This is a genomic window from Buttiauxella sp. (genome assembly GCF_049686335.1).
Classification (GTDB): Bacteria; Pseudomonadota; Gammaproteobacteria; order Enterobacterales; family Enterobacteriaceae; genus Buttiauxella.
The window spans coordinates 38437-63283 of sequence record NZ_JBAVHX010000004.1; the positions used below are offsets into that span (position 1 = coordinate 38437).

Sequence of the window (24847 nt, forward strand, 5' to 3'; positions counted from 1 at the left end):
AATTAACAGGAGAAGATTATGTCCGGGCAGAGTTTAGGTTTGATTGAAACCGTTGGGCTTGCCGCAGCGATTGAAGCCGCTGACGCCGCAATGAAATCCGCCAATGTCCAACTTGTGGGTTATGAACTGACAAAAGGTGGCGGTATGGTTACCGTCAAATTTGAAGGTGAAGTCGGTGCGATAAATGCGGCTGTTGCCGCAGGTGTGGTGGCGGCGAATAAAGTGAGTCAGGTTTACGCTCATCGGGTTATCGCGCGTACCGCCGAGGGTATTGAACGCATTGTTCACTCCGAAGACACCATTGGTATTGAGCCTGTCATAACGCAAGAAACACCGCCGGTAGTCAGTCTTGAAATTCCGGTGCTTGAAATACCGATAGTGATGTCAGAAGACGGAAGCAAGAAAAAACCAGGTTCCGGAAAGCATAAAAAGCGCTAATCCGTGAGCCGCCTGGTAATGGTGGATGACGCTCACGCTTATCCACCCTACGAAAACAAAGCCTTATGTCGGATAAGCGCAGCGCCATCCACCCTACGAAAACAAAGCCACATGTCGGATAAGCGCAGCGCCATCCATCCACGAAAACAAAGCCACATGTCGGATAAGCGCAGCGCCATCCATCCACGAAAACAAAGCCTTATGAAACTGCGTAGCTCGGATAAGCGCAGCGCCATCCATCCACGAAAACAAAGCCTTATGAAACTGCCCAGGTCGGATAAGCGCAGCGCCATCCGACGCCGCGCCTCGTAAACTACTGGCTATCACCCAGCTTACAGGTATTAGACGGTAAATTTCTGGCGATACCGAAACGATAGATTGCAGCTCCGAGACAAGCACCGATGACAGGTGCAATAACAGGCACAATGAAGTAAGGAATATCGCGACCGCCGGTCATGGATATTTCGCCCCAACCTGCAAAGAAGGTGAAGAGTTTCGGACCGAAATCACGGGCAGGATTCATAGCAAAGCCGGTTAACGGTGCTGTAGATGCGCCGATGACTGCCACCAGAATACCAATCAATAAAGGGCCTAATGGGCCACGAGGCACACCATTGCCGTCATCCGTCAGCGCCATAATCAATCCCATCAGCATTGAAGTGATGACAATTTCCACAAATCCTGCCTGCCACACGCTGATTGCTGGCGACGGGAATGTGCTGAAGATACTGGCGAGTTGCAGACTATCCGCGCTGCCACGCACCATGTTGTGCGCAGTTTCAAAATCCGTGAAGAGATTGTGATAGAGCATATAAGCAAGCATTGCTCCACCGAACGCGCCGGCAACTTGTGCAATGCTGTAAGGGATAACTTTGTGCCGCGGAAAGGCGGCAAACAGCCATAAAGCAATAGTAACGGCCGGATTAAGGTGCGCACCGGAAATCCCTGCTGTTAAGTAGACCGCCAATGAAATCGCAAGCCCCCAAACGATACAAATTTCCCACAAACCAAAACTTGCGCCAGCGACTTTTACTGCCGCCAGACAGCTGATACCAAAAAACAAAAATAATCCTGTACCGAGAAATTCAGCAGTACATTGCGCTCTGAGTGTGTCGTTCATAGGGTTATCCTGCTTGTGAGACTTGTGATTGATAAGATGTTTATTTAATTTATCCGCCAACCTGACAATGAAAACCTAATGACTCAATTTCATTTTTTAATAGAGACATTTTATTTTCAGCAATCCCTTGCGCATTTCCCATCGGGTAAATACGCCCTACCAGGCTATATTTATTTTCGCCATAAGAGTGATAAGGCAATAAATGGATTGTGTCGACGTTCAGCATTAATCGGGCAAACTCTCCAATACTGCGGATCTCTTCTGGATTGTCATTAACGCCCGGAATAACCGGAATACGAACGATGGCTTTGGTGAGAAAAGAAATCCTGATGAGATTTTCCAGAATACGGCGGTTGTCTATACCAGTATTGTCCAGATGCACGGCGGGATTGATCGCTTTGATGTCGGTCAGCGCCAGATCGACATACGGGAATACCTCATCAATGACCTCAGGTGTAGTGAAGCCCGTGGTTTCAATTGCGGTATGCCAGCCCTTTTCTTTGCATGCTTTCAGTAATTCACGGGCAAACTCAGGTTGAGCCAGAGGTTCTCCTCCAGATAGCGTAATACCACCGCCCGACCGGCGATAGAGGTTTTCCTCTTTTTGTAATTCACGCATGACATTGGCAACCGTTATGCGTTTACCTTTCATTTCCAGCGCTTGTGTCGGGCAAACTTCAGTACATTTCCCACACTGAATACAGGCGGAGCGATCAATAAAATACGGATTAGTCACCGATAAAGCACGCTGCGGGCAAATATCCACACATTTACCACAGCGAATACAGTCGTTCTTTTTAAAAATTAATTCAGGCTGTGGACGTTGTGATTCCGGATTACTACACCATTTGCAAGATAAAGGGCACCCTTTAAAAAAAGGAATAGTGCGAATACCTGGACCGTCATGTAAAGAATAGCGCTGAATATTAAATAGCACGCCTTCCATTTCGTAATCGACTTTATTCATAGCTTCGCTCGCTATCACCGCAGCGAATGACCTTTGCGGCGTTAAAAATTGATATATAGGCCATGCGAAAACATGGCCTATGTGGTAACGCAATTAATTACAGCTGCTGTTCAGTACGGCTAATAATGTCATCCTGAACTTCTTTAGCTAGCACAACCCACTGTGCGCTATACCCAGCAACACGGACCACTAAATCCTGGTACTGTTGCGGATTTTTCTGCGCTTCTATCAATAGGTTGCGGTCAATGACGTTAAACTGAACGTGCATACCCTTCTTGTCGAAGTAGTTTCTTACCAGGCCGCTAAAGTGGCGTAAACCATTTTCCCCAGCCAGGGATGACGGCAGGAACTTCTGGTTGTACAGCGTACCGTTAGAAGCAATAAAGTGGTCAAGTTTTGCAACAGAGTTCGCGGCAGCAGTTGGGCCAAACGTATCTTTGCCCTGACGTGGAGAAACCCCATCCGCCAGCGGTTCTTTCGCCAGTCGACCATCTGGAAGTGCACTAACATCTTTACCAAACAGTACGTTAGCTGATACTGGATAGATACCTGCCTGGAATTGACCACCACGCGGGTTGGTGTATTTCTCCACTTCCTGGCAATAGATCAGCGCACAGCGACGGGCAACATAGTCGACTTCATCAATGTCATTACCGAAGCACGGTGTATTTTCCAGAATATGGCGAATCTCTTCAAAGCGTGAGGTATTGCCTGCCGCAGCAGGAGCCGATGTCCCGTTTGAAAGCTGACGGTAAACTTCATTTTTAATCGCCGATGGGTCGAGAGAACCGTGGCTATCAATAATGCGTTTCACGATGTCATAAACATCTTTTTCACCCAAAGACGATTTTGCAGATACGCTACCCACTTGATGTCCAAAGTTGGCATCCAGCGCCCCTTTCAGCTCATTGAGGGTCACTTTGCGATCTTCAAATACCTGTTTCTGGATGGCGTAAACAGAGTCTCCAGTATCCGCGATACCGAATGCCTGTGGGCCGGTGAAGTTGTAGATTGCCCCACCTTCCTGCAAGGATTTACCCCGCCCGATACAGTCATCTACCAGTGCTGACAAGAATGGCAATGGGCAACGTTCACCGTGAGCAATATCAACACTGTTACACGCCTCAACCAGTTGGCGAACAAAGTACGCCATCTGGTTGGTGAAGGCGGTATAGAAATCTTCGATGCTGGCGTACTGGGTCATTTCACCCGTGACCGGGCCCAGTTGTTGATTAGCACTACGACCGTTGTTAAGGGTTATCTCCAACACTTTGGCCACGTTAAAGAATGCAGCATCGTGCCAGCCTTCAGTGCGATGCGGAGCCTGAGGTTCAACGCAACCAATGATGCAGTAATCACGTGCATCACGCAGTGATACGCCACGGTTCTGCAGCGACGGAATAATCACTTCATCGTTGTACATCGCCGGAACACCCAGCCCCAGGCGTACCAGTTCACAAGCACGATAGAGAAACTCGTCAGGCGAACCTTGCCAGACGCGAATCGAGAATGAAGGTTGCGGCAGGCGCACATGCGCGGTCGCTTCCATACACATGTAGCTCAGTGCGTTAGTGGCATCCAGCCCATCTTCTGTCTGGCCGCCGACGCATAAGTTCTGGAACACCGCGTAACCAGCAAAAGCCTGAGCAGACACTTCATCACGCGTTTTATTGATGTCGTTGAGTTTGATCCAGCAGCAGTCCACCAGTTCCTGAGCAAATTCTTTGGATATCGCGTTGTCTGCCACCAGGTATGGGTACATGTACTGGTCAAAACGCCCTGGGGAAATAGAGTGGCCGCTGGACTCAATTTGCAGCATGCTCTGGATGAACCAGAAGGTCTGGCAGGCTTCCCAGAAAGTGGTTGCGCCATGTTCAGGCACACGAGTACAGTTTTGCGCGATTTGTTCAAGCTCGCGTTTGCGCGTCGGGTTACTTTCCTGTTGCGCGAGGCGTGTCGCTTCTTGAGCATAACGATGAGCAAATTTAATCGCTGCGTTATAACTCATAATCACTGCGCGATAGAACTGCTCTTTCTTGATATATCCAGGCTCGCTACGATCAAGCGCTTCCATTGCGCGAGTCACTTCATTAATGATGCCGCGAAAACCGATTCTCAACACTTTGCCGTAATCTACACTCACGTGGCCCACGCCGCCGTAGAAGTAGTTACCTACCGTGAAAACGCCATTTGCCATGCTCTCTTTAGTGCTTTCTGACATATAGGATGCTGCAAGCGAACTGGTCGTTTTACCTGGCCAGTATTTAAAGGCTTCATGCAGTTCTTGCGCTGTCTTTTTAGGAATAATAAAAGGATCCGCAATACGGTGTTCCATAGTATCGAATTCTTTTTCTACCCAGTCATATGAAAATTCAGGACAGATTTCAGTTGAGCGCGGATTAATGGTTACCGCCCCCACAATGAGTTCGTCAGGGCGAATAGTTACCGGCAATTCATTAAATATTTTCTCAACCACTTTTGCTCTGCGCATAATAGCAGGCAATTGTTCACTTTCTTTATAAGCTTCGGTGGCCAGCACTGCACGCTCTGATTCCACATAGGGGGTAGCATGCAAAATCATATTTTTTAATCTGACAACACGATCGGTTGGATTAGAAAAACCTTTCTCTAACATAAAAGACTCCCGGAATTAATTATTTAACCTTGCGAGCAATAAACTGCGAGCTGTAATAGATTCTTCATCACGTATTATCAGAATGTATTAACGTCATCCTCTATTAATCGCATGGCTTCATTGACTGCTGACACCTCGCCAAATATAGCGAGCGTAGTAACATGTTGCGGGCAACTGCCATGAATCTCCGATACCACCACGTGCGCACTTTTACTTGCGACGTCTGCAAAGAAGTAGAGATCGGGTACCGGCAACATCACGAGTCCAATTGCATCGATACGAATCAAGTCCAGCCGTGTGCGAAACTCGCTGGGCATCCGCCGTTTTAGCATCGCCAGGGTTTCAGGCGTCGGTGCATTGATGATGCGTTTCTTCATCCCCGATCTCCTCTGGCTTAATCAGCGAATGTTGAGTGCTTCGACCATCACACAACGGCGGTTTCTTGCGAACGCACGGGCAGATGTCAAACCTTCACCCGTTGGCCCGGCAATCGTAAACGTCGGATAACCTTCTCCACCCACGCCCAATCCAGCATAAGAAGGACCATTTTTAACAAAAATAGTGGTCTGGATTTGGCGAGCCATTTTGGTGAGTTTATCGACATTGGTTGAGTGCATGATTGCGGTGTGACGATTACCGTGTTCAACCTGAACCGCCAACTCAATCGCTTCGTCAACGTTATCCACACGCACCACCGGCAACACAGGCATCATCAATTCATGCACCACAAATGGATGATTTTTCTCGGTTTCAATTAAAATAACTTTTGTCTCTTCCGGCGCATTTACGCCCAGCTTTTGCAGGATATAACGAGCATCTTTCCCAACAAACGCTGTGTTCGGACCCGTACCTTTTTCGTTTAACACCAGTGATTGCAATTGCTGAATTAACTTCTGATCGCACAACAGATAAGCCCCGCTTTTCTTCATGCAATGAATCAGATAATCAGCAACCTGGTTCACCACAATCACTTCTTTCTCAGCAATACATGGCAAGTTGTTGTCAAAACTGCATCCATTTACGATATCGCGAGCGGCTTTTTCAATATCTGCCGTTTCGTCTACCACAACTGGCGGATTGCCGGCTCCGGCACCGATAGCCTTCTTACCCGACGACATCACTGTTTTCACAATTGCCGGGCCACCCGTCGCAACCAGCATGCTGATGCGTGAGTCATTGATTAACGCGTTAGTGTTATCAATTGAAGGCTGCGACACCGTTACCACCATATTGGCGGGCGCACCCAGAGTTGCGAGTTTGTTATTAATGAGCTCAACAACGTACAACGAAACATTACGTGAGCGAGGATGTGGGCTGAACACCACAGTATTTCCCGCCGCTAACATACCGATACTGTTATTGATGATGGTTTCTGTTGGATTGGTGGTTGGCGTAATCGAACCTATCACCCCAAATGCTGAGTATTCCATCAGCGTCAGACCGTCATCACCGGTTAATGCTCCTGTAGTGAGATCTTCAAGGCCCGGGGTTTTCAACGCCGCAAGACGGTTTTTAGTAAACTTGTCTTCAACGTTGCCCATCCCCGTCTCTTCCACCGCCATACGCGAAATAGTCCGTAATACTTCATCTTGCAGAAAGACTTCGCGGATGCCCTGAATGAAGTTACCGCGATCGTGCATTGAACAATGGCGATATTGAACCTGTGCAATCACAGCCGCGGCAATGGCTTCATCCATCGTAGCGAATGCCCCGTTGCCTGCCGTTTTCGCCGGAAAAACAGAAGGCTCGACAGAAACCGTCTTATCCGTTTGATGAGCCAGTGCCCTGGCGATAAGCGCATCCAACGGGTCGCTTTCCTGCCTTTGGTGAGCTGCAGGAATTGCCTGTGGAGCGACGTCCGCTATGGTTTTGGTATATTTACTCAGCACGTTAGAAACTGCCTGAGCAATGTCATTATCATTCATGCTATTGATTTCCTTGCTTCACATCGCTTCACAAGCATTTCGCAGCGGCTTAGATGTACGGTTTAGTTGCGGACTTGAGCGGTGCAGGATCAAGCGTTGCAAGCAGTTGTAAACCAACTTCGCGCGCAGCAATCACCGCCTGGCGAACTGCACCGGAATCACCCGCAAAGGTGAAGATCACTTCATTACTGAAGCTGGTGCCGTTAGCTGGGCTTGCATAGCCAATAGGTTCAATGATTGCTGATTTCGCCGCAGCATCTGCAATCAATACGCCGATTGCCGCAGGGCAAGCGCAGGTCATGCCGAATGACTTACCTACCGGTGCCCCGAACGCTTTATTCAGTGCGTGGCTTGCGCGAGCGGTGTATTGAAATTCGAGGTGGCCTGCCGGTGAACCGTAAACATCGCCAAACGTGCGATCAATCTCCGACAGCGCCACTTCGATGGCGCGGCGAACATCAGAAACATCGGTTGCGCCAAAAATAATTAAGCAACCATGTCCACCGCCACCTTCTGTATCACGCGCCAGCTCAATGGATAATATTTCGCTGTTTGTCGCTTTAATGGCTTCATCCGCAGCAAAAATATGTGGTCCAGCGCCAGTACGTGCGCCAAGAATACCGATAGAGCGATATTTCTTATCGATATTCATGACGTCATGCAATTGATTATCGACATTGGCAATGACCAAACCAATAGTGTTCCCCATTGCGGTTCCAACAAATTCTGTTAAACCACATTTGGCAATACTGGTGACATTATTACCGGTTGTACTGACATCAGTTTGTTTATTCATTACTTCAGATATAATCTGCTCAACAAGATTATCTCTCATGGTCAGTATCCTCTGGCGTTATTAAACGACGGCTTTTGGTAGAATTTTCTCTACTTCCATATGCGGACGAGGAATAACGTGTACAGAAACCAGTTCGCCTACTTTTATTGCTGCAGCAGAACCCGCGTCAGTTGCGGCTTTAACTGCGCCAACGTCACCGCGCACAATCACAGTCACCAGACCAGAACCTATTTTTTCATAACCCACTAAAGTCACGTTAGCCGATTTAACCATGGTGTCTGCCGCTTCAATTGCAGAAACCAGACCTTTCGTTTCAACCATACCTAGCGCTTCTTGTTGCATAAAGACCTCATGTATTTCATTGGGAATTAAAAAACGCAGTGGAATAACCGAGTCGATTCTTCTGCTGCGGGTAATATGTTTTCTTAATATGATACTAAGGATATCTGGACAAAATGTTTTGCCCGTCAGCTTGATTATCTTGTTGTCTCGCATGTGTCTGGACAATAAAATCCACGCTCATATCCTTCATAATTCAAGTTGCATCTTTGTTGGCTACACTCACTCACCCGCATCACTGAGTTATGTAAGCTCAGCGGGATTTGCTTGCCGCCGCGATGCAACTTGAATTATTTTGGATATCTATTACAAAGTGCCAGAAATAGCCGCAGCATCCATGGCAATCATTTTCTCTTCATTGGTGGGGATGACTGCCACAAGTGGGCTATTGGCTTTTGAGATAACGCAACCGTGTCCAGCAAAAGTCTGTTGGTTCTTTTCTTCGTCAAGCTGTAATCCAAACACGCCGAGCCGTCTGACGGTTAATTCCCTCACTAACGCCGAGTTCTCACCAATGCCGCCAGTGAAAATCAGTGCATCCAGCCGGTGAAGTGACGCGAGATGCGCACCCAGATGGCGTGTCAGACGATGAACCATCACATCAATGGCCAACGTCGCACGCTCATTGCCCTGGCCACGCGCCTCTTGCAAAGTCCGGCAGTCACTGGATAACCCCGACAAGCCATATAGCCCGGACTGGTTGTTCATCATTTTGTACAAAGAGTCGACAGTTTGCCCGGTGCAGGAGGCGATATAGGCCGCAGCTCCAAAATCCAGATCGCCGCATCGCGTTCCCATGACCAACCCTTCAAGCGGCGTCATCCCCATTGAGGTATCCACACTTTTGCCGTTTTTCACCGCACATACCGATGAGCCGTTACCCAGATGAGCAATCAGAATGCCGTGATCGCCTGGGTCGAGATCAAATTCTTTGACGGCCTCTTCCGCAATGTAACGATGAGATGTGCCATGAAAACCGTAGCGACGAACCTGATAACGTTCCTGATATTCCAGAGGGATCGCGTAGGTGTAAGCCTCGGGCGCTAAAGTCTGGTGAAACGCGGTATCAAATACCGCAACCTGGGCAACGGCGGGGAGCAAGGCCATGGTTGCGTCAATACCGATAAGGTTGGCTGGATTATGTAATGGTGCGAGACCGGAGAGCGCTCGGATTTTTTCAATCACCTGCGCGTTAAGTGCCACAGAGTGTTTAAACTCACTCCCGCCATGGGCAACCCGATGCCCAATCGCTTTAACCGCTGTCAGCAGTTGGCGTTGGTCAAGTTCGTCAAAAAGCACTTTCAACGCACTAAGATGGCTGGCCTCAGGCAATCTCTGGCTAGATTTGTGACCTGCGTGGTCTTTAATCGTCATACAGGCTTCATCAAGCCCGAGTTTTTCAGCCAAACCTGAGAGTACTGGCGCATCATCACCAAATGGGATCAACGCAAATTTCAGCGAGGACGACCCGCAATTAATCACTAAAACCAGTGAAGCAATGGACATATTGATAATCCCAAAATCAATGTATATATGCGTAGGTGCAATGGGTGGATGACGCTGCGCTTACCCCCTACCGTAGGTCGGATAAGCGCAGCGTCATCCGACAACCTGTTTTATTTGCTGCTCGTTAACTCGAAATGTTCGCGGCTAAAACGGCGTAACGTGTTGCTGGCAATAGCCAGATCCTGTTCAACACTGCCGCCGCTTATGCCGATTGCTCCCACTAACACACCGTTTGCCCAACACGGCACACCGCCAGCGAAACAACAGATTCTTTTGTCGTGCTGTAGCCCATAAAGATCGGCACCCGGCTGAACAAGCGGCGCTAATTCGTGGGTGGCCATTTTGAGTGCGACGGCAGTCCAGGCTTTCTGATAAGCAAGACTATGGCTGACCAGTAGCGCGTTATCCTGGCTAAAAAAGTAGCGTTGATGTCCACTGGCATCGACCAGACTGAACACAATGGGAATGTTGAATATCCGGGCTTCGAGGCAGGCATTGCGCCCTAAAGCTTGGGCATCATCCAGACTCAGGGAAGGCTGCCGTTCAGATAATTGCTGCGTGAGAGCGGAATTTATCCAGTTATCTAACTGTGATGGACGGTGTTCATCTTGCCCAAACATATCCCTTCCTCGCTATACGTTAGAGTCCAGTGCGTCAACGATGCCGACAATCGCCGCATCAATAACCGAATGCTCTTTACTGTTACTCATGCGGGCGGAACTTCCGGTGGTCACGATGACAATTTCACCGTTCCCTGCCCCCACGAAATCAACCGCGACCTGCGCAGTTCCTGTCGGCTTATAGTTTTCATCAAGCCGGGCAACGACCAGTAATTTGCATCCGTTTAAAGAGGCATGCTTGGTGGTAGAAACCAGCGCACACGTGACTTTTGCCAGGTACATAAATCCTCCTAAGATCCCTGAATAACAGTGATGTTTTGACGGCGAATTTCATCCTGCGCAGCAGGCGTAATCAGCGTGTGGCTATCAATCTGTAAGTTTTTCGTCCCTGACAACGTGAGAATATCGCTTAGGGTTACCAGGTTTTTGGTGAAGCTGAGAGGTTTGCCGGTATTACCGAGGTTGCATGTCATGTTGCCCGGCATGTTCTTACCCGCGATCACAACCCCGTACTGCTCAATGGTTGAGACGTACTTTGCAAGGCGGTTAAGCAGTGGACGTGCAGACCCCGTCGGTGCGCCGTCCAGACATTCGGGGTTCAATGTAGCAATCACTTTTTTATGCCTGTTGAGGGCATGAAACACCCAATTACTGGCAAGGTTATCTCTGATACACAGGGCAATTTTGCTCAGGCTATTGGTTGAAAGCACAGGTAGAAAAAGGCAGTGGTAGTCGTCGTCAACTTCAATGGACTCATCTTCGATATACTGTGATCCGGTGCCACTTGAATTCATTGCGCTGATGCAGGCGGTTTTCAGCCCAGAGACTCTTGCACTGTAAGAAAACGACACCAGAAGTTGATACCCCGAGCGGTCCAGCGCCGAAAGACTTAACAGGGTCACGGGTAATGTACTGAAATTATTGCCCGTGATTAACACGCGGATTTTCTTACGCCCTGCGTTTAATTCGCGGCGTTTTTGTTCCAGCAATCGAGCAATCAGTGTATCCAGTCGTCGGGATAAAACCTGGTGTTCCATAGCGCCCTCACATCAATCGGTTGGGTTATTTCGGCAAACCAGATCCCCATTGCGAAGCCCAAATCCATTGGCCTCTTCCACATCAATATGCAGTTCAAGCACCGCGTCAGCGCTAACCCGCACCACAACGTGGCGTAATATACCGGCCCGCAAACCGTCGGCCTGAATATCAATTTCCATTCCATCTCGCAGGCCGTGCATCTGCGCCTCTTGCGGTGAAATATGAAGATGCCGCCAGGCGACGATAGTGCCCTGGGGTTTTACGACGCGCCCTTTGGGGCCAACAATCTCAATGCCTGGCGAATCATGCAGATCGCCAGACATGCGTACTGGTGCTTTAACGCCAAGGACAAAACTATCCGCCACCGAGATTTCAATCTGAGTCGAACGGCGCAATGGCCCCAAAATACGGACGTTGGGGATGTCCCCTTTTTGGGTGCGCAAAGTCACTGTTTCTTCTGCGGCATACTGACCGGGTTGCTTAACCGCTTTCATGCGTGTGAGCGTCGAGCCATAACCGAACAACACATCCATATCTTCACGGCACAGGTGAATATGGCGGTTAGAAACACCGACAGGAATAAGTAATTGCGTCCCTTCTTTCACAGGCGTTGACGACAGTCTATTTTTACCGACTGCCAACTCTTGCATAATTTGCCGGGTGATCCTTTCGGCCTGAAGCTGGTTTTCATTCATAATGGAAAAGCCTGGTAAATAATTAAAAATTAAGAATGGTTTTCAGAATAATCATCCCGGGAAATTGCTTCTTGCCTTCAGGCAGGATTTTTTTTACCAACTGGATGTTTCATGACAATCTTGTCCAGATTACCCACCAATGAGTGAAAGCAACCGGTCAATATCTTGAGTGGTTGGTTTTCGCGGATTCGTTGCAGTACAGCCATCTGCCAGCGTTGCATCAATTAAAGGCTGACGTAACTGTTCAAATACCACCATATTCGAACCTAACTCTTTTAATGTGGATGGAATAGTAAACTGACGATTGAGTTGGCGGATATTTCTGACCAGTTGTGAAATAGCCAACTGAGGGTTAGAGTTTTCTATTCCCAGAATGCGCGCGCATTTCATATAAGATTCGGTCGTTTGCGCTGTTGCTTGCGCTGCATTAAATTCAATCACTAGCGGCAACAGCATGGCGTTAATTTTGCCATGAGGAATATGCAGCATGCCGCCAATAGCATGTGCCATACCATGAACCAGTCCCAAACCGGAGGAGTTAAATGCCATACCCGCCATGCAAGAAGCGTTATGCATGTGCTCACGAGGCTTAATATTTTTCTCGTCGTTATAAACTTGCGGCAAATACTGCCAGGTCAGGGCAATCGCCTTTTCCGCCAGCGCATCGCTAAAATCATTCGCCCCTGTCGAAACAAGCGCTTCAATCGCGTGCGTCAGCACATCCATACCCGTATCAACCGCGATATGGCGTGGCACACTTAAGACAAGGTTTGGGTCCAGAATCGCAACGTCAGGCACCAGCGCCTGTGCTACCAGCGGATATTTACGACCATTTTGCGGATCAGAAATAATGGCATAAGAGGTCACTTCTGAACCAGACCCACTGGTAGTCGGAATGGCGATTAACTCAATGGTATGTGTACGATAATGTTCTTCAAGCGTGACTTTAATACCTTTTGCCGCATCAAGTGATGAACCGCCACCGAGAGCAATAATTACATCAGGTTTGAACGTTTTAAATTTTTCAGCGCCCGCCTTTAAAACATCGATATTAGGATCGGGTTTTACCTCCCCAAATATAGATACGGAAGCTTGTGGCATAACTTCGATGAGATAACGAGTTTTACCTGAAGAAACCATAAAGTCATCAGTAACAATGGCTACTCTTTTATTATTTAACGTACGTAAAGAGGTTATCGCCTCTTCACCGAAATATATTTTTGGACAGGAGAAAAGATAACTCGCCATGATGCTAATACCTTACACAGACTGGTTAATGGCATTTATAACCAGTAGCTGAAAATAGTTATTTAAGCTATCACGCGAGAGTTAAAACGATGCTACTCATGCTTGTGCAATAAAAGGATTATTTTGCTCTCTTGCTTTTAAAACCCGCAAAATAATGCAACTGGCAGGACTTGAGACAGTTATCGAATTGATCGGCAACAATCCCAGACTTACCGTCACAGCATTACAGACCGTGGGCAGCAAAGGCTGGGATAGTTTTTCCATTGCTCGATTAAATGACTAAACCCCGTTAATAGATGCACCGCCATCCACTAGCGAGGCGGTGCCGGTAACAAATGAAGATTCATCAGATGCAAGCCACAGCACGGCTCGCGCCAGTTCTTCCGGCTGTGCGACGCGTTTTAGCGCGTGTAGCCCGGTGATAAACGCCTGTGATTCAGCGGTGTTGTTCATATCCCGGTACATATCGGTATCGACCGCGCCCGGTAAAATAGAGTTAACGCGAATGTTCTGCGGGCCAAATTCTGAGGCTAACGCCTGGGTCAAACCTATCAGTCCGGCTTTGCTGGCGGCGTATGACGCCACTTGCGGGAAGGCAAAACTGTAACCGACAAAGGTTGAGGTGAAGATGATCGAGCCCGCGCCATGTTTGAGCATTTCGGCTATTTGATGTTTAGCGCCAAGAAACGATCCAGTCAGATTAATCGCGACCGCATTGGCAAACCCTTCGGCTGAGACTTCTGTGCTCGGGCCGTTTTCTCCCAGTGTACCTGCATTGTTAAACGCAATATCCAGCCGTCCCCATGTCTCTACCGCTTTTGCCACCAGCGCTTTGGCGTACGCTTCTTCCCGTACGTCACCGGACACTGCAACGGCCTCGCCACCCGCGGCTTTTATTTCGGCCACGAGCTGGGCCAGTTCGGCTTCACGCCTGGCTCCGACCACCACTTTCGCCCCTTCGGCAGCGAATAGTTTTGCGGTGGCATAACCGATGCCTGAGCTGGCTCCGGTAACAATGGCAACTTTATCGGCTAAACGTTTCATGGGTAACTCCGGGTCAACGCGGTCAAATATTAACCGCTCAAGGAGTATGGTAGCGGAAGGAGATTCTTGCATTGTTGGCTTTATGGACGCCCTCACCCCGGCCCTCTCCCTCAGGGAGAGGCAGAACACCAGACAGTCCCTTCTCCCTCAGGGAGAAGGTTAGGATGAGGGTTGTTTTAAACAGTGATCGCTTCCATCGCCTGCAAAATACGCTTATCCGAGATCGGATACGGCGTACCTAGTTGCTGCGCAAAGAAACTGACGCGCAACTCTTCAATCATCCAGCGGATTTCCAGCACATCGTCGTCAACGCGGCGGGCAGGAGGCAATTTATTCAGCCACTGCTGCCAGGTTTGCTGCACATGCTCCACTTTCAGCATTTGCACACGATCGCGATGCGGATCGACTGCCATTTTCTCGAGGCGCTTTTCGATGGCATTCAGGTAACGCAAAGTATCACCTAAACGTTTGTAGCCGTTTCCGGTGACAAAACCGCGATAAACCAGGCCGCTCATTTGCGCTTTCACATCTGACAAACCGAGCGCCATGGTCATGTCCACACGCCCTTTCAGACGTTTGTTGATATTGAAAACGCTGGTGAGGATTTGTTCGACCTGCTTCGCAATTTCCACCACGGTTTCGTTGAGTTCTGCGCGAACTTTCTCATGCAGAGCGGCAAAACCTTCTTCGCTCCAGACCGGACCACCCGCCTGCGCAATCAGCTTATCGACGCCGCAGGAAATGCAGTCATCAATCAAATCCATGACTTTGCCGTACGGGTTAAAGTACAGGCCGAGTTTGGCTTTGTTGGGCAGTTTTTCATGCAGGTATTTAATCGGCGATGGAATGTTCAGCAGCAGCAAACGGCGCAAACCCCGCCACATCGCCTGTTGCTGTTCGAGCGGATTATCGAACAACTTGATAGCCACGCTGTCTTTGTCATCCACCAGCGCCGGGAACGCCTTCATGCGGTAGTTACCGCGTTTTTGCTCGTAGCTTTCTGGTAATGAACCGAAGCTCCAGATATGCAGGCCGCTTTGTTCGATACCATCATCCGCGACTGCTGAGAGCGTTTGCTGGACTTTGTCTTTCAGACCGCCTTTTAACTCAGTGAGGTCTTTACCTTCTTTGAGCTTTTTATTGTGCTCATCGACGATGCGGAACGTCATTTTCAGGTGATCGGGTACCTGATCCCAATGCCAGTCTTCGCGGTCAATGGTGATACCCGACATACGGCGAAATTCGCGTTCTAAACTTTCCAGCAGCGGCAATTCCAGCGGCGTGGCACGGCCTAAAAACGCTTCGGCGTAGTTTGGCGCAGGCACAAAGTTGCGGCGCACCGGTTTTGGCAATGACTTGATGAGCGCAATCACCAGTTCGCGGCGCACGCCCGGGATCTGCCATTCAAATCCGGCTTCTTCAACCTGGTTTAACAGTGGCAAGGGAATATGCACTGTCACACCATCGGCATCGGCACCCGGTTCAAATTGATAGGTCAGACGCAGCTTGAGATTCCCCTGATGCCAGAAATTCGGATAGTCGAGTTTACTGACTTGTTCCGCGCCCTCTTTTATCAACATGCTCTTTTCGAAATTGAGCAGGTCGGGCGTCTCTTTACTGACCTTTTTCCACCAGTTATCGAAATGGCGTGCAGAAATCACGTCGTGGGCAATGCGTTGATCGTAAAACTCGAACAGCGTGTCGTCGTCTACCAGAATGTCGCGGCGACGGGACTTGTGCTCCAGTTCTTCAATTTCATTGCGTAACTTGAGGTTGTCACGGAAGAACGCGTGGCGCGTCTGCCAGTCGCCTTCCACCAGCGCGTGGCGGATAAACAGCTCACGACACAATGCAGGATCAATCTGGCTGTAGTTCACGCTGCGTGCCGCAACAATTGGCAGACCATAAAGCGTCACTTTTTCGGTCGCCATGACCGCGCCCTGCGATTTCTCCCAGTGCGGCTCGCTATACGAGCGTTTCAACAGATGTTGTGCCAGCGGCTCTACCCATTCCGGGTCGATACGGGCGGCAATACGCCCCCACAGGCGGCTGGTTTCCACCAGTTCAGCAACCATGGTCCATTTCGGCGGCTTCTTAAATAAACCGGAGCCAGGGAAAATGGAGAACCGCGCGTTACGTGCGCCGGTGTACTCTTGCTTATCCGCATCTTTCTGCCCGATATGCGAAAGCAAACCGGTCAACAATGCGCAGTGAACGGAGCGGAAATCAGCAGGTTCACTGTTAATCGGCAAGCCAAGTTCTTTCACCACCTGGCGCAACTGGGTGTAAATGTCCTGCCACTCGCGCACGCGCAGGTAGTTCAGGTAATCGAGCTTGCACTGGCGGCGGAACTGATTAGACGACAGCTCTTTTTGCTGCTCGCCGAGGTGGTTCCACAAGTTCACATACGCGAGGAAGTCAGATTCTTTGTCGTGGAAACGACGATGTTTTTCATCCGACGCCTGCTGTTTGTCCATCGGCCGCTCGCGCGGATCCTGAATCGACAACGCGGCGGTGATGATCATCACTTCACGCACACATCCAAAGCGCTGCGCTTCCAGCACCATCCGAGCCAGACGCGGGTCAACAGGCAGTTGAGCAAGCTGGCGACCCGATGGCGTCAATTTATAGACGCTGTGATCTTCATCGCTGGTAATCGCGCCGAGTTCTTCAAGCAGGCGCACGCCATCCTGAATATTGCGCTTGTCTGGCGCTTCGACGAACGGGAATGCGGCGATGTCCCCAAGACCCAGCGCGGTCATTTGCAGAATGACGGACGCGAGGTTGGTACGCAGAATTTCCGGATCGGTAAATTCCGGGCGCGAGAGGAAATCGTCTTCCGAATAAAGACGAATACAAATCCCTTCCGAGACACGTCCGCAACGGCCTTTACGCTGGTTGGCTGAAGCCTGGGAAACCGGCTCAATCGGCAAACGCTGCACTTTGGTGCGATAGCTATAACGGCTGATGCGCGCCGTACCCGGGTCGATAACGTATTTAATGCCCGGCACGGTAAGCGAGGTTTCTGCGACGTTGGTCGCCAGCACGATACGACGTCCAACATGCGACTGGAACACGCGGTTTTGCTCGCTGTTCGACAAACGCGCGTACAGCGGCAGCACTTCAGTGTGTGGCAAGTTCAGTTTGTTTAACGCATCAGCGGTGTCGCGGATTTCACGCTCACCGCTCATGAAAATCAGAATGTCGCCTGCGCTCTCGTGACCGAGTTCATCGACGGCATCAAAAATGGCTTGTAACTGGTCGCGATCGGTATCGTCAGCATCTTCGACAATCGGGCGATAGCGCACTTCCACCGGATAAGTACGGCCAGAAACTTCGATGATTGGCGCATTGTTGAAATGACGCGAGAAGCGTTCCGGGTCAATGGTCGCAGAAGTGATAATGATTTTCAGATCCGGGCGACGCGGCAGTAACTCACGCAAATAGCCCAGCAGGAAATCGATGTTCAGACTGCGTTCGTGCGCTTCATCGATAATGATGGTGTCGTATTGCATCAGCAGCCTGTCTTGCTGAATTTCAGCCAGCAAGATGCCATCGGTCATCAGTTTGACCATGGTGTTTTCACTGACGTGGTCAGTAAAACGCACCTTGTACCCGACGCACCCGCCCGGTTCAGTTTGCAACTCCTCGGCAATACGGTTGGCAACGGTTCGCGCCGCCAGACGGCGAGGCTGCGTATGACCAATCAGCCCTTTTACGCCGCGCCCAAGCTCCATGCAGATCTTCGGCAACTGCGTGGTTTTCCCGGAACCGGTCTCCCCTGCCACGATAACCACCTGGTTATCACGGACGGCTTCCAGAATATCCTGCTTTTTCTGACTAACAGGCAGATTTTCAGGGTAGATAATTTTTGGACGCGAGGCTTCACGCAGCAGTACCTTACCGGCTGCCGTGTCGAGTTCCTGGGCCAGTGAATCTAACAGTGCTTGCTGCGATTCAGGATTTTTCACCTTCTTCGCGCCATGCAAACGGCGTGAGAAGCGCTGTCTGTCGCGTAGCATTAAGCCATCAAGGCGTGAGAATAATGAAGACAGTGAGGGTTTTATGTTTTCCATTGCGTAGTCATCATGGCAGCGCACTGCCTGGTATACCCGTCGTATTTCAAGTTGCAGGTGCGTTGGCTACGTTCACTCGCCCAAATCACTTAGTTGACTAAGCTCATCGGGACTTATTCTCTTGCCGCCTGCCTGGAACATGAAATCCATAGGGTAAAATTTTCCGTTGAGCTAGATTAGCACATCACACCTTTCGACGCCTTGTTCAATAAAATCGAACATAGAGTTCGATATATTGCGCTATCACTGCAATCGGATTGTGAATAAAGTACTTCACAGAAACGGGCAATCTGTCCCGAATGAACACAACAAAGGAATCACCCATGAGCAAAGTATTAGTTCTGAAGTCCAGCATCCTGGCAGGTTACTCTCAGTCAAATCAGCTGTCTGACTATTTTGTTGAACAATGGCGTGAAGAGCATAGCGCAGATGAGATCACCGTGCGTGATTTGGCTGCAAACCCAATCCCAGTGCTCGATGGTGAGCTGGTTGGTGCGCTGCGTCCAGGCGATGCGCCACTGTCTCCACGTCAGCAAGAAGCGCTGGCACTGTCTGACGAACTGATTGCTGAGCTCAAAGCTCACGATGTGATTGTTATCAACGCACCAATGTACAACTTCAACATTCCAACACAGTTGAAGAACTATTTTGACCTGGTTGCTCGTGCGGGTGTGACCTTCCGTTACACCGAAAAAGGTCCAGAAGGCCTGGTGACGGGTAAACGCGCTGTGATTCTGACCAGCCGTGGCGGCATCCATAAAGATACCCCAACCGATTTGCTGGTTCCGTATCTGAACATCTTCCTGGGCTTCATCGGGATCACCGATGTGAACTACGTGTTCGCTGAAGGTATTGCTTACGGTCCAGAAGTGGCAAGCAAAGCGCAAACTGATGCGAAAGCTGCGATTGATAGCATCGTAACGGCTTAATCTTTTCGTCATACTTAAATTTTAAAAACGGCAAACCTATGTTTGCCGTTTTTTATTGTTTTAATTATTACAACAACATAAAAATTAATATGAACGAAGATGCTAAAAACATAAGCCCAAACCATTGAGTATAAAGTAAGGCAAAAACAAACAGGCAATGCATAACCCACCAAAAGAAAATCCGTTTTCGCAGACCATTCCAGTCATAATGTGGGTAGCATAGTTTTAATATATAAATAGTTAATGTTGTCAGAATAATCATAACGTTATCATCCGTGTAACGCAGGCATGCTCAATGAACAAGTAGTATAAGGACTCATTTTGTTTGCGAAATATCTTAAACAATATTAACCGTACTTAAAATGCTTTGCAATTAGTGTTATCTAATATTAATAAATAAAATAAACATTTTAAATCAATGAATTAACATTAATTAAACGATAAGAAATAACTTCGGAAAATGTGATTTAAAGAATTCATTCATTGAATGAATGTTATTAAGAGAAATATTGAAGGGAATAAAGCAGAAGTGGAATAAGTAGAATAAAAGAGAGGCGATTTAACATCGCCTCTCTTTTTAACGTAATTAACCAATTAATGGCTGGGCTGTTTTCTCAACTAACGCCAACAGGAGTTTAATATCCTCGAGCGTAACAATTGGATTCAGCAACGTCATTTTCAGACAGGTCACGCCGTTATGCTCAGTCACGCCTAAGTTGGCACGACCTGAATCTAACAACGCATCACCAATCTTCTGGTTCAGCAATGCGATAGCTTCATCGCTACTGTTAGCCATCTGCTCAGGACGGAAACGGAACAACACGCTCGCCAGTTGTGGTTTCATCACCAGTTCCAGAGAAGGTTGTTCAGTCACGTACTGCGCAACTTGCTGAGCAAGTGTCACACCGTGGTCGATGATCGCGGCATATTGCTTCTGACCCAATGCTTCCAGGCCCATCCACAGTTTCAACGCATCGAAACGACGCGTGGTCTGCAACGATTTGGACACCAGATTTGGCACGCCCTGCGCTTCATCGAACTCAGAGTTCAGATAAGCGGCCTGATAGCGCATCAATTCATAGTGACGGGCTTCTTTCAGCAAGAACGCACCGCAGCTGATGGTCTGGAAGAATTGCTTATGGAAGTCCAGGGTAATGGAATCCACTAATTCGATACCGTCCAGATAATCGCGATACTGCTCTGACATCAGCAAAGCACCGCCCCACGCCGCATCAACGTGCACCCAAATCTGGTGTTGTGCTGCAAGTGCGGCAATATCACGCAGTGGGTCGATTGCCCCTGCATCGGTGGTACCGGCAGTCGCCACTATCGCGAGGATTTGCTCGCCGTTAGCCTGAGCTTGAGCCACTTTTTCACGCAGATCGTTAAGATCCATACGCGCGAATTCGTCAGTTTTCACCAACGTCACTGACTGGTAACCGAGGCCCATCAACGCCATGTTCTTCTGCACTGAGAAGTGCGCATTTTCAGAACACAGGACTTTAATCTTTCTCAGATCGCCAGTCAGACCATCCTGCTGGATGGAGTGACCCTGGCGGGCGAAGAAGGCATCACGTGCCAGCATCAGACCCATCAGGTTACTTTGGGTGCCGCCACTGGTGAATACGCCAGCGTCGCCTGCCTGATAACCCACTTGAGCACGCAGCCACTCAATCAGCTTCATCTCGATAATGGTCGCTGATGGGCTTTGGTCCCAGGAGTCCATGCTCTGGTTAGTGGCGTTGATCAGTACTTCAGCCGCCTGGCTGATGACCAGACTTGGGCAATGCAAATGCGCGACACACTGTGGGTGATGCACCGACAGGCTGTCTTTTAAGAAGAACTCGATGGCACGTTCAATAGCAGCCTGGTTGCCCAGGCCCTGCGGATTAAAATCCAGTTGAATGCGCTCACGCAGTTCAGCAACGCTTTTCCCCTGATACATCTCAGGTTGCTGCAGCCACTGCACAACAGCCGCACTGGTCTGCGCAATCGCCTGCTGGTAGGCTTCAGTGCTTTGCGCTGAGCCGGCCAGAATCGGGTTTAAATCAGACATTGTGGTCATTCGCTCCACTCAGACAGGTTTGATGCCGGACGCCAACAGCGCCTGCTCAAATTTGTCGAGGAAAATAGCCAGCTCATCGTTAGTGATCAGCAAGGATGGTAGCAGACGCAGCACGCAACCATTACGGCCGCCACGCTCCAGAATCAGCCCAGCTTTGAAGCAGTTTTTCTGCAGCAATGCGGACAGCTCTGGGTCAGACGGGTAGCAACCCATATGATCTTTTGCTTCGTTTGGTTTAACCATCTCAATACCGATCATTAAGCCCAGACCACGAACCTGGCCGATGACCGGATAACGTTTTTGCAGGTTAGCCAGTTGGCCTTTCAGCCATTCACCTTGAGCGGCAACTTTGTCAGCAATATTGTTTTCTTTCAGCAGCTTCAGAGTCGTCAGGCCGGTTGCCATCGCCAGTTGGTTACCACGGAAAGTCCCGGTGTGATGGCCTGGTGACCATGCATCGAACTCTTTCTTAATACCCAGTACCGCCAGTGGCAAGCCGCCGCCAACGGCTTTAGACATCACGATGATGTCTGGCTCAATGCCAGCATGTTCGTAGGCAAACAGTTTGCCGGTACGGCAGAAACCAGCCTGCACTTCATCGATGATCAGCAGAATGCCGTGTTCCTGGGTGACTTTGCGAATGCGCTGCAACCACTCGGCTGGAGCCGGGTTCACGCCGCCTTCACCCTGAACCGCTTCCAGAATGACTGCCGCAGGTTTGCGCACGCCACTCTCAACGTCGTTGATCAGGTTTTCGAAGTAATAAGTTAATGCTTTAACGCCAGCTTCACCGCCAATACCCAGTGGGCAGCGGTACTGATGCGGGTAAGGCATAAACTGAACTTCAGGCATCATGCCGTCGACCGCTTCTTTCGGAGACAGGTTACCTGTCACAGAAAGTGCGCCGTGCGTCATGCCGTGATAGCCGCCGGAGAAGCTGATGATGCCTGCACGGCCTGTGACTTTCTTAGCCAGTTTCAGCGCCGCTTCAACCGCATCCGCACCGGATGGGCCAGTAAATTGCAGGCAATACTCTTTGCCCTGTCCTGGCAGCAAGGAGAGAAGATATTCAGAGAACTGATCTTTCAACGGTGTTGTCAGATCCAATGTATGTAACGGCAAGCCGCTAGTAATGACATTTTGGATGCTTTGCAGCACGTCAGGGTGGTTATGTCCAAGAGCAAGCGTACCTGCCCCCGCAAGGCAATCAAGATATTGATTATTCTCAACATCAGTGATCCAAACACCATTGGCCTTAGCGATAGCTAAAGGCAATTTACGTGGATAACTCCTAACATTCGATTCAAATTCAGCCTGTCTGGCCAAATAGGTTTCATTGTTACCATTTAATGAATTCGCACCTAAACTATCAATACGGACTTTATCCGTCATCATATCTCTCCCACAACTGCCGATTCGTTAATCAGCCGTTGAATTATTAAATGTAGAAAAACTGACCACTCTGTAAAAAACGCCGTCAATATAGGTTCTTTTCCCTCTCTACTCAATATTTTATTTTGTTAATCTCTGTATGTTGTCTTAATGTTTTTTTCTTGTACTTCTTTTATGAAAATCAGTGCGTTATCTGAACAGTAGTCATTAATGCTGTTTATATGAGATATTGCAGTCATTAAAATTGAATAACCACATTGATGATGCAGGATAATTCCTGAGCCAATAGCTTTCCTGTTACACACCTGCCAGTGAAACGCATAGACGACAATTTGCTTCTCAGTTTGTATGAGGCCCTGTCACTTGCTTAATTCCGTTATAAATACTTTTGACCGGCACTGTTAATTAGCAATCAAATTAAAATATGCCTGGTTATATTTTATTGATAAATTTCAAGAACAAAGCAATTGGTTTATGCTAAACTTTTTATTAAGAACTGATCTGTCAAGGGATAAATGGTTCATCACCATGATGTTAAAACATAAAATTTTACGCGGGTTAATTTCCACCGGCGTCATTGCATTCACTTCGATATTTTTCGTTTATGAATTAACGAATAGCTATCATTCTATGAATGCATACATGCATTATATTATTGAAAAAGCAGAATCTTCATTTATTTATGATAAATACCAAAACCAAACTATCGCGAGTAACTTAAGCCGCCATTTTAACGCACCGCACTCCCCTTTATCCCATGAAGAACAGCAAAGTCTCTGTGCACAACTTGAAAGCGCCCGCAATGTTAAAGGTTTTAATCTCACAGAGCCTGGCAGCCCATTACTACAGGGAACGTTTCAGACGTTAACATCAGGCTGTTCGGGCTGGACGCAGGATCTCATGGAATTGAAAGCACTGGATAATGCTGCCCGCCTGATGCAAAACGGTCTCAGGTCTGAAAGCAGCCCAGGTCACAGAGATAACCGCTCGCTTTATTATGTCGACCTTCAATACAGATATATATACTCATCATCATTTATCAATGCGAATAACTTTACCCTCAGCGACAATGACTTCATACAATATGAAAAATTAAGTCGCAGTATGACTGCGGTAAATGAATATGAGGCGGACAATATGGATACGCCGAAGATTTATCAGGACGCGCTCAGCAAACAAAATATTATGAGCATTCTGACTCCAGTGTATAACCACGGAAATTTAAAAGGCATTGTCATCTCTGACTACAAAATCAGCGATCTGAAAAGTATATTTTATCCTACTGACAGACCGTTAGTTTACAATAATTTAGACATTACCATTGTGGATCTTAAATCCAACAAAGAGATCATTGTTAAACGAAGTAAAAAATCCTTCTTTAATTATGTTCGCTACAATTACGACCTTCCACAAGGTGTGCAAATCCAGCTTTCTTTGGATGTACTCTATTTTCTTCTTTCCTCATGGAAAGTCATTCTGTTTTATATCATTTCTACGGCAGTGCTTCTGCACCTGGTTCGCCTACATTTTCGCCATCATATCAATGTCAGCAAAGACAATATCAGCGATTCGATGACCAACCTGTATAACCGCAAAGTCCTGAGCGCCGGGCTGGAAACGCGGCTGCAACGTCTTGTCAGCGCCAATATACCGGTGACATTTATTGCGCTTGACTGTGATAAGTTGAAATACATCAATGATACGTGGGGACACAAAGAAGGCGATCGGGCCATTATTACGCTTGGCAAGGCCATTTTAAGCTCGGTACGCCAGAGCGACTATCCAATACGTTTGGGTGGTGATGAGTTTTACCTGATCCTTATCGATTTCCCGATTACCGATAGCGAATCATTAATTGAGCGAATCGCGACAAAAATTAAAGAACTCGATGATTCCGGGCGCATTCACTTTTCCTGGGGAGCCTCTGCGATGGCGCCTGGCAATACACTGGATGAAATGTATAAGGCCGCAGACGCACAGCTGTATCTGAATAAAATGCAAAAGAAATGACGGG

At 48.6% G+C, this 24847-nt stretch carries 19 protein-coding genes and 2 pseudogenes; 4 read left to right on the forward strand and 17 right to left on the reverse strand.

The genetic code is table 11. The features are described 5' to 3' along the window. Positions 1 to 18 precede the first annotated feature (18 nt). Positions 19 to 282: pseudogene (locus WBL83_RS00535) on the forward strand (BMC domain-containing protein); the annotation flags it as partial. Positions 283 to 751: 469 nt separating this feature from the next. On the opposite strand, the gene WBL83_RS00540 reads toward WBL83_RS00535, so the two are convergent. The 13 genes from WBL83_RS00540 to WBL83_RS00600 form a co-directional block, all read right to left on the reverse strand. Further along, positions 752 to 1558 (reverse strand): MIP/aquaporin family protein, encoded by an 807-nt coding sequence (locus WBL83_RS00540; protein ID WP_424587301.1) that lies wholly within the window; start codon positions 1556 to 1558, stop codon positions 752 to 754. A 49-nt stretch (positions 1559 to 1607) separates the two neighbouring features. Next, positions 1608 to 2525 (reverse strand): glycyl-radical enzyme activating protein, encoded by a 918-nt coding sequence (locus tag WBL83_RS00545; protein WP_424587302.1) that lies wholly within the window; start codon positions 2523 to 2525, stop codon positions 1608 to 1610. A gap of 97 nt (positions 2526 to 2622) precedes the next feature. Continuing rightward, positions 2623 to 5160: a glycyl radical diol dehydratase GrpM gene (grpM, locus tag WBL83_RS00550; RefSeq protein WP_424587303.1), complete on the reverse strand. Its 2538-nt coding sequence runs from the start codon at positions 5158 to 5160 to the stop codon at positions 2623 to 2625. A gap of 77 nt (positions 5161 to 5237) precedes the next feature. Beyond that, on the reverse strand, positions 5238 to 5537 hold the full coding sequence (locus WBL83_RS00555) for a BMC domain-containing protein (RefSeq protein ID WP_424587304.1): 300 nt from the start codon (positions 5535 to 5537) through the stop codon (positions 5238 to 5240). 21 nt (positions 5538 to 5558) lie between these two features. Then, the gene (locus WBL83_RS00560) at positions 5559 to 7085 is read right to left on the reverse strand and encodes an aldehyde dehydrogenase family protein (RefSeq protein ID WP_424587305.1); all 1527 of its coding nucleotides are present in this window, start codon (positions 7083 to 7085) and stop codon (positions 5559 to 5561) included. Positions 7086 to 7134: 49 nt separating this feature from the next. Further along, positions 7135 to 7920, reverse strand: coding sequence for a propanediol utilization microcompartment protein PduB (gene pduB, locus WBL83_RS00565; RefSeq protein ID WP_424587306.1), 786 nt, complete (start codon positions 7918 to 7920; stop codon positions 7135 to 7137). Between the two features lie 21 nt (positions 7921 to 7941). Further along, positions 7942 to 8223, reverse strand: a complete 282-nt coding sequence (grpH, locus tag WBL83_RS00570) for a propanediol utilization system shell hexameric protein GrpH (RefSeq protein ID WP_424587307.1) — start codon at positions 8221 to 8223, stop codon at positions 7942 to 7944. A 303-nt stretch (positions 8224 to 8526) separates the two neighbouring features. Next, on the reverse strand, positions 8527 to 9726 hold the full coding sequence (tdcD, locus tag WBL83_RS00575; protein WP_424587308.1) for a propionate kinase: 1200 nt from the start codon (positions 9724 to 9726) through the stop codon (positions 8527 to 8529). Positions 9727 to 9836: 110 nt separating this feature from the next. Then, positions 9837 to 10346: a GlcG/HbpS family heme-binding protein gene (locus WBL83_RS00580; RefSeq protein WP_424587309.1), complete on the reverse strand. Its 510-nt coding sequence runs from the start codon at positions 10344 to 10346 to the stop codon at positions 9837 to 9839. Positions 10347 to 10358: 12 nt separating this feature from the next. Further along, complete coding sequence (locus tag WBL83_RS00585; RefSeq protein WP_424587310.1) at positions 10359 to 10628, reverse strand: EutN/CcmL family microcompartment protein; 270 nt, start codon at positions 10626 to 10628, stop codon at positions 10359 to 10361. 8 nt (positions 10629 to 10636) lie between these two features. Then, positions 10637 to 11383 carry a hypothetical protein gene (locus tag WBL83_RS00590; RefSeq protein ID WP_424587311.1) on the reverse strand — a complete coding sequence of 249 codons (747 nt, stop codon included), beginning with the start codon at positions 11381 to 11383 and terminating at the stop codon, positions 10637 to 10639. A gap of 12 nt (positions 11384 to 11395) precedes the next feature. After that, on the reverse strand, positions 11396 to 12079 hold the full coding sequence (pduL, locus tag WBL83_RS00595) for a phosphate propanoyltransferase (protein WP_424587312.1): 684 nt from the start codon (positions 12077 to 12079) through the stop codon (positions 11396 to 11398). Between the two features lie 129 nt (positions 12080 to 12208). Next, the gene (locus WBL83_RS00600) at positions 12209 to 13327 is read right to left on the reverse strand and encodes a 1-propanol dehydrogenase PduQ (RefSeq protein WP_424587313.1); all 1119 of its coding nucleotides are present in this window, start codon (positions 13325 to 13327) and stop codon (positions 12209 to 12211) included. A gap of 172 nt (positions 13328 to 13499) precedes the next feature. On the opposite strand from WBL83_RS00600, the pseudogene WBL83_RS00605 reads away from it, so the two are divergent. Beyond that, positions 13500 to 13610, forward strand: a pseudogene (locus WBL83_RS00605) (methyltransferase); the annotation flags it as partial. On the opposite strand, the gene WBL83_RS00610 reads toward WBL83_RS00605, so the two are convergent. Both WBL83_RS00610 and hrpA read right to left on the reverse strand, forming a co-directional pair. Continuing rightward, positions 13607 to 14371 carry an SDR family oxidoreductase gene (locus tag WBL83_RS00610; RefSeq protein WP_424587314.1) on the reverse strand — a complete coding sequence of 255 codons (765 nt, stop codon included), beginning with the start codon at positions 14369 to 14371 and terminating at the stop codon, positions 13607 to 13609. The pseudogene WBL83_RS00605 and the gene WBL83_RS00610 sit on opposite strands and share 4 nt — an antisense overlap. A 176-nt stretch (positions 14372 to 14547) precedes the next feature. Next, complete coding sequence (gene hrpA / locus WBL83_RS00615; protein ID WP_424587315.1) at positions 14548 to 18447, reverse strand: ATP-dependent RNA helicase HrpA; 3900 nt, start codon at positions 18445 to 18447, stop codon at positions 14548 to 14550. 323 nt (positions 18448 to 18770) lie between these two features. On the opposite strand from hrpA, the gene azoR reads away from it, so the two are divergent. Further along, positions 18771 to 19376 (forward strand): FMN-dependent NADH-azoreductase, encoded by a 606-nt coding sequence (gene azoR / locus WBL83_RS00620; protein WP_424587316.1) that lies wholly within the window; start codon positions 18771 to 18773, stop codon positions 19374 to 19376. Positions 19377 to 19962: 586 nt separating this feature from the next. Here the strand turns inward: azoR and WBL83_RS00625 are convergent. Both WBL83_RS00625 and WBL83_RS00630 read right to left on the reverse strand, forming a co-directional pair. Beyond that, positions 19963 to 21432 (reverse strand): pyridoxal phosphate-dependent decarboxylase family protein, encoded by a 1470-nt coding sequence (locus tag WBL83_RS00625; RefSeq protein WP_424587317.1) that lies wholly within the window; start codon positions 21430 to 21432, stop codon positions 19963 to 19965. Positions 21433 to 21450: 18 nt separating this feature from the next. Further along, on the reverse strand, positions 21451 to 22836 hold the full coding sequence (locus WBL83_RS00630; RefSeq protein ID WP_424587318.1) for a diaminobutyrate--2-oxoglutarate transaminase: 1386 nt from the start codon (positions 22834 to 22836) through the stop codon (positions 21451 to 21453). Positions 22837 to 23361: 525 nt separating this feature from the next. Between WBL83_RS00630 and dgcJ the strand changes: the two genes are divergently transcribed. Next, the gene (gene dgcJ, locus WBL83_RS00635) at positions 23362 to 24843 is read left to right on the forward strand and encodes a diguanylate cyclase DgcJ (RefSeq protein ID WP_424587319.1); all 1482 of its coding nucleotides are present in this window, start codon (positions 23362 to 23364) and stop codon (positions 24841 to 24843) included. The last annotated feature ends 4 nt before the right edge of the window (positions 24844 to 24847 follow it).

Excerpts from the sequence above, each read along its gene's own strand:
- WBL83_RS00540 (WP_424587301.1), bottom strand. The coding sequence starts at position 1,558 with ATGAACGACACACTCAGAGCGCAATGTACTGCTGAATTTCTCGGTACA.
- WBL83_RS00545 (WP_424587302.1), bottom strand. The coding sequence starts at position 2,525 with ATGAATAAAGTCGATTACGAAATGGAAGGCGTGCTATTTAATATTCAG.
- grpM (WP_424587303.1), bottom strand. The coding sequence starts at position 5,160 with ATGTTAGAGAAAGGTTTTTCTAATCCAACCGATCGTGTTGTCAGATTA.
- WBL83_RS00555 (WP_424587304.1), bottom strand. The coding sequence starts at position 5,537 with ATGAAGAAACGCATCATCAATGCACCGACGCCTGAAACCCTGGCGATG.
- WBL83_RS00560 (WP_424587305.1), bottom strand. The coding sequence starts at position 7,085 with ATGAATGATAATGACATTGCTCAGGCAGTTTCTAACGTGCTGAGTAAA.
- pduB (WP_424587306.1), bottom strand. The coding sequence starts at position 7,920 with ATGAGAGATAATCTTGTTGAGCAGATTATATCTGAAGTAATGAATAAA.
- grpH (WP_424587307.1), bottom strand. The coding sequence starts at position 8,223 with ATGCAACAAGAAGCGCTAGGTATGGTTGAAACGAAAGGTCTGGTTTCT.
- tdcD (WP_424587308.1), bottom strand. The coding sequence starts at position 9,726 with ATGTCCATTGCTTCACTGGTTTTAGTGATTAATTGCGGGTCGTCCTCG.
- WBL83_RS00580 (WP_424587309.1), bottom strand. The coding sequence starts at position 10,346 with ATGTTTGGGCAAGATGAACACCGTCCATCACAGTTAGATAACTGGATA.
- WBL83_RS00585 (WP_424587310.1), bottom strand. The coding sequence starts at position 10,628 with ATGTACCTGGCAAAAGTCACGTGTGCGCTGGTTTCTACCACCAAGCAT.
- WBL83_RS00590 (WP_424587311.1), bottom strand. The coding sequence starts at position 11,383 with ATGGAACACCAGGTTTTATCCCGACGACTGGATACACTGATTGCTCGA.
- pduL (WP_424587312.1), bottom strand. The coding sequence starts at position 12,079 with ATGAATGAAAACCAGCTTCAGGCCGAAAGGATCACCCGGCAAATTATG.
- WBL83_RS00600 (WP_424587313.1), bottom strand. The coding sequence starts at position 13,327 with ATGGCGAGTTATCTTTTCTCCTGTCCAAAAATATATTTCGGTGAAGAG.
- WBL83_RS00610 (WP_424587314.1), bottom strand. The coding sequence starts at position 14,371 with ATGAAACGTTTAGCCGATAAAGTTGCCATTGTTACCGGAGCCAGCTCA.
- hrpA (WP_424587315.1), bottom strand. The coding sequence starts at position 18,447 with ATGGAAAACATAAAACCCTCACTGTCTTCATTATTCTCACGCCTTGAT.
- azoR (WP_424587316.1), top strand. The coding sequence starts at position 18,771 with ATGAGCAAAGTATTAGTTCTGAAGTCCAGCATCCTGGCAGGTTACTCT.
- WBL83_RS00625 (WP_424587317.1), bottom strand. The coding sequence starts at position 21,432 with ATGTCTGATTTAAACCCGATTCTGGCCGGCTCAGCGCAAAGCACTGAA.
- WBL83_RS00630 (WP_424587318.1), bottom strand. The coding sequence starts at position 22,836 with ATGATGACGGATAAAGTCCGTATTGATAGTTTAGGTGCGAATTCATTA.
- dgcJ (WP_424587319.1), top strand. The coding sequence starts at position 23,362 with ATGATGTTAAAACATAAAATTTTACGCGGGTTAATTTCCACCGGCGTC.